At 61.6% G+C, this 12777-nt stretch carries 6 protein-coding genes; 2 read left to right on the top strand and 4 right to left on the bottom strand.

The features are described 5' to 3' along the window. Positions 1-106: 106 nt before the first annotated feature. The 4 genes from ACK4HJ_RS21585 to ACK4HJ_RS21600 form a co-directional block, all read right to left on the bottom strand. The gene (locus tag ACK4HJ_RS21585) at positions 107-430 is read right to left on the bottom strand and encodes an RHS repeat-associated core domain-containing protein (RefSeq protein WP_409835381.1); all 324 of its coding nucleotides are present in this window, start codon (positions 428-430) and stop codon (positions 107-109) included. 1094 nt (positions 431-1524) lie between these two features. After that, positions 1525-6174 (bottom strand): RHS repeat-associated core domain-containing protein, encoded by a 4650-nt coding sequence (locus ACK4HJ_RS21590; protein WP_409835384.1) that lies wholly within the window; start codon positions 6172-6174, stop codon positions 1525-1527. 107 nt (positions 6175-6281) lie between these two features. Further along, complete coding sequence (tssI, locus tag ACK4HJ_RS21595; protein ID WP_409835386.1) at positions 6282-8585, bottom strand: type VI secretion system tip protein TssI/VgrG; 2304 nt, start codon at positions 8583-8585, stop codon at positions 6282-6284. Between the two features lie 152 nt (positions 8586-8737). Then, positions 8738-9220, bottom strand: coding sequence for an Hcp family type VI secretion system effector (locus tag ACK4HJ_RS21600; RefSeq protein WP_409835388.1), 483 nt, complete (start codon positions 9218-9220; stop codon positions 8738-8740). Positions 9221-9903: 683 nt separating this feature from the next. Here ACK4HJ_RS21600 and ACK4HJ_RS21605 point away from each other — a divergent pair. Beyond that, positions 9904-11940 carry a protein kinase domain-containing protein gene (locus ACK4HJ_RS21605; RefSeq protein WP_409835390.1) on the top strand — a complete coding sequence of 679 codons (2037 nt, stop codon included), beginning with the start codon at positions 9904-9906 and terminating at the stop codon, positions 11938-11940. 27 nt (positions 11941-11967) lie between these two features. Continuing rightward, on the top strand, positions 11968-12777 hold the full coding sequence (locus tag ACK4HJ_RS21610; protein ID WP_409835392.1) for a PEGA domain-containing protein: 810 nt from the start codon (positions 11968-11970) through the stop codon (positions 12775-12777).

Raw genomic sequence — 12777 nt, forward strand, 5'->3', positions numbered from 1 at the left:
GCTCTCGGTGAAGGTGTCGGCTCCGCGCATGGATGGCTTGTCTTGTGGTCGGGGGCCTTGATTGTCGTGGCTGTGTCTCAGCGGCGGAGGGACTGCGAGAGGTATTTCAGCAGCCTGCTAAAGGATCAACCCAGGTGGTAGGTTTTTCTGGATATATAAACTTATTGATCCCACCAACAAATCCAACCGGATCCTGCACGATATACCCTCCAATACAGGGGTCGTAGTATCTGAACCGGTTGTAATGCAACCCCGTCTCCTGGTCGAGCTGCTGCCCCTGGAACCGAATCGGCTGTTGGATTTGGTTTGGGTTGTATTCCTCTTCGACTTGCCCCCAAGCTGTGTACCTGGCCGCCCAGGCCACTTGCCCTCGTTGCTCTCCATTCGCATTGACCAGCGCCAGCGGCGTGCCCAAGTGATCCGTGAGCACGTGTCGGATCGTCAGCGGGTTTTGCTCTTCGATTTTTGGTATGGGCGTTCTTCAGCGCCTGGATCGATTTCTGCACTTGCGCTCGCATTTCCTGCGGCATCAGTTCTGAGAGCCGGTAGCTTGGCTGCAGGGCTTCTTTCAAGGCCTGATGCAGGAGCTCTCGTTCCTCTCGGGGTAGTTCTTGCTCCAGTGTGTTGCTGGCTTCGCTGTTGCCCATGCCCAGCAAGGTCTTGACCGGGTCGGTGTTCCCCTCTTTGTCTTTGCTTCTCTGCACCTGCAGCAGCGGCACAAAGCTGCCTGGCTCATACACCGTGTGGTGAATGTGCTCTGCGGTTTCCGTGTGCACCAGCCGGTCCCCGTCCCAGCCGTAGTGGGTGGTTTGGCTTTGCTCTCCCGTCTTTTGGTGTGTCTTGCTCACCCGCCGTCCGAACGCGTCGTAGCGGTACGTAGTGTTGCTTTGTGCTTTCCCTTGGGCATCGATCTGCACGACTTGTCGCAACTGGTGCAGGCTGTCGTAGTGCAGCGCGGTGATGCTGCCGTCGCTGTGCAGGGCCTGCGTGCGGTTGCCCCAGCTGTCGTAGCGGTAGCGGGTTGCACCTTGGCTCTCAGCGTCTTGGCTCCAGCCGATGCGGTTGTCTCGCCAGCGCTCTACGTTCCGGCCTGCGGGGTTATCCGGGTTCTGGTCGAGATGCAGCAGGTTAAAGCGCGGGTAGTGCAGGTTTTGCTTGGGCGTTCCACTCAGCGCCGGGTGTTGCGGTCGCTCCTGTGGGTTTGCCTGCCCGATTCGCCAGTTCCGCGCGGCTGTCAAATTAAGGCTTCTAATTATTCCAAGCGCGCGCCGCAATTTCTACAATTTCTCCGAAACATATGATTAAAAATAACACCAAAAAACTCACCTCGAACTGGCCCGATAGGGTGACCGCATCGAGGACAAGAAATATTTCGCAAATACAAGCCAAATACAATTAGATTCATAAATGCCGCATACAAAAAATCTTCGCTTACATAAACCATAAGCACTCCAAATATCATGCTAACAAAGAAAAATAACAGAAAAATTATCCTGTACTTTTTTAGCGGGCCCATAAATCAAGTCACTTTCCACCTAGATATTTTTCAAACGCACGTCCCAATGCTTCTCGCATACTCCAAGCCCCTGTCTCAGCATGAGTTATCGACCCGCCGACCTCCGTGCCTGGGCCAACTGTAATCCCTGCTATTCCATTATCATCTTTTGCTACAGTCATGCATACCGGCCCAACACAGCCATTAATGTTTTTGGTAACCCCACGAAGCCTGTTTACATCGCCAAAAATAACGCCCGCCTGAGCAGAAACGCCAGGAATTTGATACCCAGCCGACAGACCACCTTGGCTAAACACGCCAAGATCAGCCCCGCCTTTGCCGAGTGTCAAGAACCCTCCTAGATTCCCTTCAACTCCGCCACCCAACACGGCAGAGCCGCCTATCTGCCCAACCGCAGTTACCTGGAGGCCAAGAGGATCAAGCCTAGAAATTGGGTTAACGGGATACAGAGAGTTATTTACCCCACCATTTAACCCAATGGGGTCTTGAGTCACGTACCGCCCGACTGATGGATCGTAGTGCCTGAACCGGTTGTAGTGGAGGCCCGTTTCCTCATCGAGCTGCTGCCCCTGGAACCGTATCGGTTGCTGGATTCGGTCTGGGTTGTATTCGTCTTCGATTTGCCCCCAGGCCCCGTACCTTGCAGCCCAGACCACTTGGCCTGGTTGTTCTCCGTTTGCGTTGACCAACGCGATGGATGTACCCAGGTGATCCGTGAGCACGTGCCGGATCGTGAGCGGATGTGCATCTTCGCTTTGGGCTTGCGTGTCCTTGAGCGCCTGGATCGACTCCCGCACTTGCGCCCGCATTTCCTGCGGCAAGAGCGCTGACAGTTCGTAGCCGGGCTGTAGGGCCGCTTTCAAGGCTCGGTGCAGCATTTCTCGCTCGTGGCGCGGCAGGTCGTTTTCAACGCTGTTGCTGGCTTCGCTGTTGCCCATGCCCAGCAAGGTCTTGACCGGGTCGGTGTTCCCCTCTTTGTCTTTGCTTCTCTGCACCTGCAGCAGCGGCACAAAGCTGCCGGGCTCGTACACCGTGTGGTGAATGTGCTCTGCGGTTTCCGTGTGCACCAGCCGGTCTCCATCCCAGCCGTAGTGGGTGGTCCGGCTTTGTTGTCCGGTCTTTTCGTGGGTCTTGCTCACCCGCCGTCCGAACGCGTCGTAGCGGTACGTAGTGTTGCTTTGTGCTTTCCCTTGGGCATCGACCTGCACGACTTGCCGCAGCTGGTGCAGGCTGTCGTAGTGAAGCTGGGTGATGCTGCCGTCGCTGTGCAGGGCCTGCGTACGGTTGCCCCAGCTGTCGTAGCGGTAGTGCGTTGTCCGTCCTCGTTCGTCATTGTTCCAGCCGATGCGGTTGTCGCGCCAGCGCTCTACGTTCTGGCCTGCGGGGCTGTCCGGGTCCTGCTCGGGCTGCAGCAGGTTGAAGCGCGGGTCATGCAGGTTCTGCTGGACTTGGGCGCTCCAGTTGGCGCCGGGTGTTGCGGTCGCTCCCGCGGGTTTGCCTGCCGGAGCGCTGGTCAGACGGTTGCCCGCCGGGTCCAGGCGCCATCGGTGCTGGTGCTCCCCCTGGGCGCTGGCGTGTGTCTGGCCGATCAAGCGCTGGCGGTCGTCGTATTGGTAGACGTTGGCTTCCGTGGGGGTTTGGATGCCGATGAGCTGGCCCAGGCTGTCGTAGGTGTAGCGGCGCTGCTGCAGGTCACCGATGAGCGGGGCTGCACTTGGGGGTGCGCTGGCTGGTCCCGGAAGTCCTTGCCAGCGTTGGTGCAGCAGGCGGCCCAGGGGGTCCAGCTGGCGGGTCTGGGTGATGAGGGGCTGATGCTGATGATGATCTGCTCCGTTTTGCAGCAGGTGCAGGCTGCGTCCCACTTCACGGTGCAGCTTGTCGCGCTCCAGGGCCAGCAACGGGGTTTGGTTGAGCAGCACGCCGTGCACATGGCCTGAGCCGTAGGTCAGCCAGTCCAGCTGGCCGATACCTTGCAGCTCGCTCGTCTGGCGTTCGCCCAGTGCGCCCAGGCGGTGGTGGATGCGGTGTTCAAACTCGATGGTGGATGTTCCTGGCCGGTGCAGGGTTTGCACTTCGCCCGTGGTCCGCCCCAAGGCGTCGCGCTGCAGATCCACGCGGCTTCTGTTATGCAGGTGCTGGACTTGCAGGCTTTGCAGCCAGGGGCTGTTGGCGAGGGCTTGCGGGTCGTGCTGCTGGTTGAGCACGGTACGGAATTGTTCGGTGCTCAGCTGCAGCCAGGCGCTGATCAGCGCGGTGGTCGCCTTTGCGCTCAACTCCCAGCCTTGGGTGCTCAGGAGTTCGCCGCTGTCGCCGTAGCTGAACTGGTGGATTTGCAGGTCGGTGTTTGGGGTGGTTGTTGTTGATGCTGCTTGGTCAGCTGCGTTGCGTGCCACTTCGGCCTTGGCGGTGATGCGGTACGTCAATCGCCCAGCACTGTCGTAGTGGTAGCGGCTGCGTACGGTGCCCGCGCCTTCGGTGGCTGCGGCCAGGCTGCTGTCTTGGCTGTCGGTCTTCTCGATGAGTTGGCCTGCGGCGTCGTAGCGGTAGGCCTGGCTGCGGCCATCGAAGCCCACTTCCTGGATCAGGCGGTCCTGGCTGTCGTAGATGAAGCGGGTAGTGGCGTGGTTCTCGTTGATGAGTTCGGTGATGCGGCCTGCTGCGTCGTAGCGCAGATGCAGGCTGGCGCCGGCCTGGGTCTGGGCGGTGACGCGGCCCCACAGGTCGTGTTCGTAGGCGACGGTGGTGGTGACCGGTGCCAAGCCGGTGTCGCTGGTTCGGTGGGCTACGGCGCCCAGGGTGATGGCTTGGACCTGGCCGTTGTCGCCCCAGCGGTATTGCACTAGGCTGCCGTCGGCCTGCTGGGTCCGCAGCAGCCGTCCCAGGGTGTCGCGCCGGTGGCGGGTGTGCTGGCCCAGGGCATCGGTTTCTTCGATGAGCTCGCCCCAGGCGTCGTACTGCCAGCGGGTGGTGTGGCCGCTGCAGTCTGTGTAGCTGGTGAGCTGGCCGCAGGCGTTGTAGCCCAGGGTCTTGCGTCCGCCTTTCGGGTCGATGATGGCCTCGGGCTGGTCCGCCCAGGCGCGGGCGGTGGGGGGCAGTGTGTGTGGGGCGCCTTCCTGGTATTGCAGCCGGGTGGTGGTGATCAGGTCTGCGGCGGTGACGGTGGTCTCGGTCAGGCGACCCCATTCGTCATAGGCGTAGTGGGTTTGGATGCCGCTGATGCTGGTGCTTTGCAGCAGCAGTCCGTCTTGCGCTGTGCCGGGCAAACCCCAGCGTTGCTGGCTGCTGCGGCCATCGGGGCCTTGCACGCCCAGCAGGTTGCCCTGGCCGTCGTAGCGCCAGTGGGTGGTGCGGCCCAGGGGGTCGGTGGCGGCGATGCGCCGGCCTGCGCCGTCGTACTGGAACTGTTCTTCGCTGCCGTCAGGGTTGACTTGCCGGGTGATGCGCTTGAGGCCGCCTCGGCCTTGGTGGTGGTACTCGGTGGTGCGGCCCAGGCTGTCGCGCACGGTGGTGCAGCTGCCGGCTTGGGGGTCTTGCGGCAGGGCGTCCTGGTAGCTGAAGTGGTAGCTCAGGCCTTCTTGGTTGTGGTGTTCGATGACGCGTGCGCCGGGGGCGGGGCTTTCGTAGACGTAGCTGTGCTCCGGGCCGCTGCGCACGCGGTGGGCAAGCATGCGGTGCTGGCTGTCGTAGCGGAATTGGCGGGTGCGTTGGCCGTCGCGGGCATGGACGGCAATGAGGTCGCCTTGGGGGCCGTAGTGGTAGCGCACCAGGGGGACGGGGTGGGAGGTGCTCGGGATCGTGCCTGCGTGGGTGGGGTCGATGCTGCTGTCGTGCGGGTTGTAAACACAGTCAACGCCCAATAGGCGCAGCCCGGTGTCGGTTTCGGTGCCGCTGTGTGGCCGTGGTTCGCTCTCGCGGTTGTACAGCAGGGCGTAGCGGCGGCCTGCGCCATCGGTGATGGCATTCAACCGGCCGTGTTCGTCATAGTGGTACTGCTGGCTGCGGCCGAAGGCGTCCATGAGGCCGATGAGGTGGCAGGCCCCGCTGGCTTGGGATTTAAAGATCCACAGAGTGCGACCGGTCTGTGTGGCGGCCAGGATGTAGTTGGCGTCAGTCTTGGCGAGGGCGGGGACATGGGCCCAGCGCTCTTGGTGCACCCAGGGCAGGAGTTCCTGGGCGAGGTTGGCGGGGGTGCCGCTGTGGTGTGCCTCAGCGCCGCCGCCGCGAAGCAGCAACAATGCTTCGCTGTCGCTTTGCAGTGTCTGGCCTGCACGCAGGGGTTCGTCAAAGGTGATGACGCGGCCACCGGCGTCGTGCAGCAGGGTTTGGGTGGGTTGCAGGTCGATGCGCAGCTCGTGCGGCAGGCGCCAGCCCCAGCCCAGCAGGCCGCATTGCGGGCCGTGCGCAGGGCTCACATAGCTGCTGTACTGGCGTTGCCAGACCAGGGGCATGGGGCCGGGCAGCGCGAAGTCCAGGTCTTCGGGGCCCAGCAGAACTTTGGCGCCCAGGGTGGGGTTGACGGGGCTGCCGATGGCTTTGCCGCCCGGGCAGGTGGAGCACGCTATGCCGCCTTGGGAGCCGATGAGAACCGTGTTGGAGCCCTGAATGATCGGGCCTCCGGATTCAGTCAGGTCTCCTCGCCTGGCTGCGTTCTTGCCCATGGTGTTTCTCCCTCAATTGAATGTGTTGTTGTTCAGGTGCTTGCGCCGCATGAGGCGCAACGAGTAGGGCGGCGCCCGCGCCGCCCTATTCAGCGGGAAGTGCTTGTCTAGCAGTTGAGCTTGTCCAACGGCGAAAGCACTTCGATCTGGCTGGGGGTGAGCTTGATGGTGCTGCTGCCGACGGTGAGAAGGATCTCGTCCTTGGCGTTGAGATGAATCTTCTTGGACTCCATGAAGATCTGGCTGGCGTCGATCTTGATGCAGCTGGGGGCATCACCACCACCGCCGTCGCCGGACCCGCTGCCCGACGGAGCTACAACGTGATCCACACCAGCGCCTGTGGCCACAGATCCACCGCCTCCACCCCCGCCACCGGCGCCCACCTCCAGCACATAGTCCTTGCCGACTGTGGTCTTCTGGCTTTGGCCGACTTTGGTGGTCTGGGTCATACCCACGATGGTGGACATCATCATGCCGATGTTCTGGCTGTACGCGACACCCACGTTCATGATGCGCACCAGGCCCACGTTAAGCATGGACATGATGCCGATGGTGTGCTGCCGGGTGAGGCCGATCTTCACGGTCTCGTTCTTGCCCACGGTTTCTTTGCGGTTGTCCCCGATGCTGATTTTTTCGTCGTGGTCCACCCGCTCTGAACGGTTGCTGTGGATCGTGATGGTCTCGTCGCCATCGACTTCCTCCGTGCGCCAGCCGTGTATGGTGATCTTTTCGTTGCGGTCCACCGTTTCGGTGCGGTCGCGATGGATGGTGCTGGTCTCGTCCCGGTCAATGGTTTTTTTCCGGTCTCTACCGACCCACTTCTCCTCGTCGTTCTCGACCTCGGTCAACTGGTCCTTCTGCGCGTGGATCCACAGCTGCTCCTCGCCTGCCTTGTCCTCGAAGCGCAGGGCGTTGGCGTCGCCGGGGCCGTTCTTCATGCCCGCTCCGGCTGCGCCACCTTTGCTGGACCGCGTGAGGATGCCGCTCTGCGTTGCGTTGGCTGGCAGCGCCCACGGCGGCATATTGACCGCGTTGTACACGCAGCCCGTGAGGATGGGATAGTCAGGGTCACCGTTGAGGTGGTCGATGATGACTTCCATACCGATGCGGGGAATGAACACCGCCCCAAACTGCGGGCCCGCCCAGCTGGTCGATACCCGCACCCAGCAACTGGAGTTCTCGTCCATCGCGCCGATGCGATCCCAGTGGAACTGGACCTTTACCCGACCGAACTTGTCGGTCCAGATTTCTTCACCCGGCGGCCCTACCACCACAGCCGTTTGCGGGCCGAGCGCCCGGGGCTTGGGCGTCACGCGCTTGGGCCGGAATTCAATGCTGGTGGGCTGAGCCCGAATCTCGAACTGCTGGACGGAGCCCGCTTCCTGAGGGTTCTTTGTAGGCGTGGCGCCGCCGGTCCGGCTGCTGCTGACTTCTGGGTTTTCTTCGAAGTGATAGTGCGTGCTAACGATCAGGTACTGGCGGTTCTGGTCTTCGCGCGGGTAGTTTTCCAGATTGATGGTGTAGCCAGTCGCCAAGTTGCGCTTGTTGCCACGGCCCAGCACGCGGCTGTGTTTGGCCAAATGCTCCTGCAGACGCAGCTTGGCATAGGTCTCGCCATCCGGAAACTCTGTGAAACCGCCCGGCCACTCGTAGATCTCGTACTTGTCATGCTCATGCCCAGGCGGGTTCTGCCGCATGTTCGAAAGATCGGCGCGGGGTTTCTTGAAATCGTAGTCGTCGTTGTAGTGACGGCCGGGCTGCACCTCCTGGGTGAGCTCCCAGGAGTGGAAATGCTCCTTGTCGGCGATCGCGGCCTTACCGGGCGGATGAAACGGCACAACGTGCCCCCCAGGCAAAGGGCTGTGCGAACCCACGATATCGTCTGCCAGCACCAACGTGTGACTTCCCGCGCTGTGAGTGAAGTAGTAGTAGGCGCCTTCATGCTCCAGCAGCCGGGCGACGAAGTTGTAGTCGCTCTCGCCGTACTGCGTGCAGTAGTCCCAGGTGCGGTACGAACGGGTAAGCTTTTGCTCAATGGGAAAACCGTATTTCCCCAGCACTTCCATGATGATGTCCGGCACGGTCATGTGCTGGAAAATCTTGAAATCGGTCTTGCGCGTTGCCACCCACAGCCAGGGCCGCAAACGCAGGCGATAGCAGGCCCAGCGATGGTCCTGCCCCTGCATGCCGAAGTGCGTCACAAGGCCGCTGAGGTAGCGCTTGCCCATGCCCTCTGTTTCGACCGCCACGGATACGGACTTACCCAACAGCGCCCTGGGATCAATGGTTTTGCTCGGGCTGACCAGATCCACTTCAAGGGAAAACAGCTCGCTGAGCGCTTCGATCCCGTCGAGCTTGCGAAACTGCAGCTGCTCGCCCAGGGGGGTTTGGATGGTGACGCGACGGGACATGGCAGAAGATGAAACAAATGTCGGTGTGACCGCAGAACGCGCGGGCGATACGACGAGCTACCGACAGGAAGCAGACACAAAAAAAGGAGCCGCATCCGCAGACACGGCTCCTGGTTGCGCACGCAAGGTGAGCGCAACCGCAAGCTCGGCGATTAGGCTTCCTTGTTTTCCTTGATGCTGAAGCCCATCTGGCTGGTTGCACCCTTGCCACCCTGATTGGTCTGCTCGGAGTACTCCGTCTTGATCTTGGCAGCCTGGAAGGCGTAGTTCACCACCACGGTGTCGCCAGAGCTGGTGCCGCTGACCGTCACATTGGTCACCATCACGTCGGTCAGGGTGATCTTGCCGAACTCAATCTGCGTGCCACCGGCCTTGCACATCGAAATTTCCACCTGCCCCAAGTGCTTGCCGGTCGCGCAGTGCTTGAGCACTGCGGGGTAGCACTTGTCGATGTTGGCGACGACGTTCAGGTTCTGAAAGTCGGCCTTGCCCGCGCCCGCGCCGCCACCTGACGACATCGAGTGGGGCTGGGTCACACCCCAGGTGAACGACTCAACGTCGGTCCAGTCCTTGTGCGCCGCGTCTTTCGATTCACCGCTGGCACCCTCCACCTTCATAAAAATCGCAACTGTCATTCCGATACCTCTTCTTGGTTCAAAAAAATGCGCAGAGAACACCGCCAAAAGCAGCGTGCTTGCGCCCTCAATTTCCACAAGAGCCGAGCGCCCTCGCAGAAGAAACAGCCAAGAGGAGCAGGAAATCGTTCGCGATGAAGAGCGCTCACAGACCAAAGCAACCATGGCCCTGGTCACAGCGTCAGGCGCTTCTCAAGCAATGCATCCACTAAGGAATGACCCGCTGCTTGCTCGCATTTCCCCTCCCTCGCAAGCTTGTTTGCGGGCGCATGATAAGTGCGTGATTTCGATTCAGGGGTATCAACTGACAGCAAATGAGCCAAGCTCCGCAACATTAGAAACAGTGTGTTTCTGACACCCAAAACACGCCGTTTCGTGCGGTGTTTCGCAATGTGTGCACGTTAGACTCCGCCGCGATCGACCCACCCCTGCCGCCGTATCGCTGAGCCGTTCGGACTTTCGTACTCAGGCATGTGTACACGTCACCAAGGTCGTGACGTCAGGCAGTTCAGTGCGAGGCTCACGTGTTCGCGATGACGCGCACAGGGATTGATCCAACGCTGGATGAAATGAATGGGCGACGACCCATGCGCTCAACAGTGGGCTGATGCTGGCCATAGTGCAGCCCTGGCATGGCAGGGCGTAGAGCAGATATCCGAGAACGAAACTGAGGGCGTCGCGTGATGATTGAAACTGTGGGAGGTTCTGCCAATTGCCTTGCACCGGGCGTGCATATCGGCGAGTACCGGCTGCTGGACGTCATTGGCGAGGGCGGGTTTGGCATCGTCTACCGTGCGCGCGACGTTAGCCTGGATCGCATCGTCGCGATCAAGGAGTACATGCCCGCAACGTTGGCCGGGCGCAAGTCCTCAAATGAGATTCACGTGCGCTCGCAGCACCGGGGAGCGTTCGATGCCGGACTGCGCAGCTTCATCAATGAAGCTCGGCTGCTGGCCAAGTTTTCTCACCCCGCCCTGGTCCATGTCTACCGGTTTTTTGAGTTCAACGGCACGGCGTACATGGTGATGCGCCACTACGAAGGCCAGACCTTCCGTACGTTTCTCACCAGCCAGCCTGGGCGCATGAACCAACGCACGCTTGCGGCAATCATCAGCCCCATTCTGGACGTGGTCGAGATGCTGCATGCAGCCGACTGCTACCACCGCGACATTGCCCCCGACAATGTATTCCTTCAGAACTCGGGCATGCCGGTGCTGCTGGACTTTGGTGCGGCCAGACGAATCATTGGAGACATGACGCAGGCGCTGACGATGGTTCTCAAGCCGGGCTTCGCCCCCATCGAGCAGTACGTGGATGACGGCGCGATGCCCCAAGGCGCCTGGACAGACATTTACCAGATCGGCGCGATGCTCTATCTGGCCATCACCGGCAAGCCGCCGGCGACCTCAGTGGCTCGGATGATCAACGACCCCGTGGCGGCGTTGTCCCCCACCCATTGCCCGGGGTATTCGGCGCAGTTTCTGCACGGGGTCCACCGCGCACTCGCTGTAAAGCCCCAGGACCGGCCCCAGGCGATCGGAGAGCTCAAGGAACTTCTCGGCGTATCCACCATGACGTCGCCAGTCTTCGCGCCATGGGCAAGCGCCGGGGCTATGGCACCCGCATCACCCCTGCCTCCTGAGACCCGCAGCGACATGGGCGCGCAGCCCCACGGAATAAACGTGGGAGGCGCGCGCCACCAAGGCCCGGAGGCAGGGGCCAGAACCACCGGCGTCCCCGCCCAATACCGTGTGGAGATCGATGCAGCAACATCTCCCCAAGAAGCGGCGACTGCGCCCCCCGGCGCACCCTCGTCCAGCAATGCCCCTGTCCTCACGACGCAAGTTCCAGACGACATCTTTAAGTTCAGCGGCCCCATGTCGGCGCCGGGTGCAGCCCATGAAATGCCCTCGCGTGGGGCTGCGTTTCAGGATCCCCCCTCAGCCCCCTCAGCCCCGTCAGCATCGGGCAGCGCAGCCCCCGCTGTGATTTTTCCAGTACCCGAGGCGCCTCGGCCAAGCAATTCGGCTGCGACCACCCCTCCACGAGACGCCCGAAAAAATACCGCTGCAGCCGCCCGGTGGATATCCATAGCGGTGGTCGCCGTGGCTGCCGTCACTGCGGCTGTATGGTGGGGAGGCCGAGATACGTCCGCTTCGCCACAGGACACCGCCGCCACGGTCAGCCCCGATGAACAACAGTGGCTGCAAGCACAGGCCGCAGGGACGGTGGCGGCACTCGACGGCTATCTTGAGGCACATCCGTCGGGCGCCTACCGCAGTCAGGCTCTTGCCTTGATCAATCGTCTAGAGGTGGCGGTGCCTGCCGCGTCAGCGCCCACGGCTTCGGCAGCAGCAGCCGCCGACGTCGCCGCAACACCTGCGCCCGAGCGCCCCTTGGTACAGGAGGCCATGCCGAAGGCTGAAGCCCCGCCTGCGGCCGCAGGTACCCAGGTCTCTGCGCTGGGCGACCCTGCTGTGGCAGAGAAGCCTGTTGCCAAGCCGGTCGGTGACACCGGCAGGGTTGTGCTTCGAGTCAGTCCGTGGGGGCGGATTTCCGTCAACGGGGCTGCGCAAGGCACCACACCGCCCCTCACCCAACTCGAACTTCCAGAAGGCGCCCATCGCATCGAAATCAGCAACCCGGCAGCGGCTTCCGTTGTACGGACCGTACAAGTCAAAAAAGGAGAACCGGTGGTTCTGAGCCACCAGTTCGAATAGCCCGTTTGAGCCGTGGATGCCATGTCTATGAACGCTTCATTGCGCTGGATCGCTATTTGCCTGTGGCTGGGTGCTACAGGTGCGGTGGCGTCAACGGAGTGCGAAGAGCCCCTTGCTGCTGACACGCGCGGACCCGACGCTGCGTCGGGCCGTCAGCTTCTTGCGCAGGGAATTTCCCTTTACGAGTCGCGCCGATTGGACCAGGCCGAACGGGCTTTGCAAGCATCGCTCTTTGCAGGTCTGCCAGACCGCAGGGAAAAGGCCACCGCTCACAAATACTTGGCCTTCGTGTACTGCACCAACAAGGAGTGGGCGCGGTGTGACACAGCCTTCGATGCAGCCCTGGACTCGCGGCCGAGTTTTGCATTGGAAGACTATGAGCTGCAAGGCACCCCTTGGCGGGATGCCTATCTGAAGGCTCAAAGCAAGCGGGGATGGCGTTGCAACCGCGCAGGGCCTAACCCTGCGGGCTCCCCGCGCCCCCCCAGTACGCCAGCCACTAGCTTCGTACTCAATAGCACCGTGATTACGGCAGTTACACCTCTGCTGCCCGTCCTCGCAACTCAACCCAACAGCAGCGGAGCCCTGCCGAACGGGGCGTTTTCGAGGCATCGGCCACGGTCGGAAAACAACCTGCAACTGCGCGTGGCGCCGTGGGCCCATGTTGCCCTCAATGGCAAGCGTCTGGGAGTTACCCCGCCACTGACGGAGCTCAAGTTGCCGCCGGGTGCACACACGATTGAACTCACGAATCCGGGTTTCGAGACTGTGCGCAGGACGTTGAAAGTCGAATCCGACGACACGATCACCATCACCCATGACTTTGACGCGAGGTAA

This window comes from Acidovorax sp. (genome assembly GCF_046294525.1).
Taxonomy (GTDB): Bacteria; Pseudomonadota; Gammaproteobacteria; order Burkholderiales; family Burkholderiaceae_C; genus Acidovorax.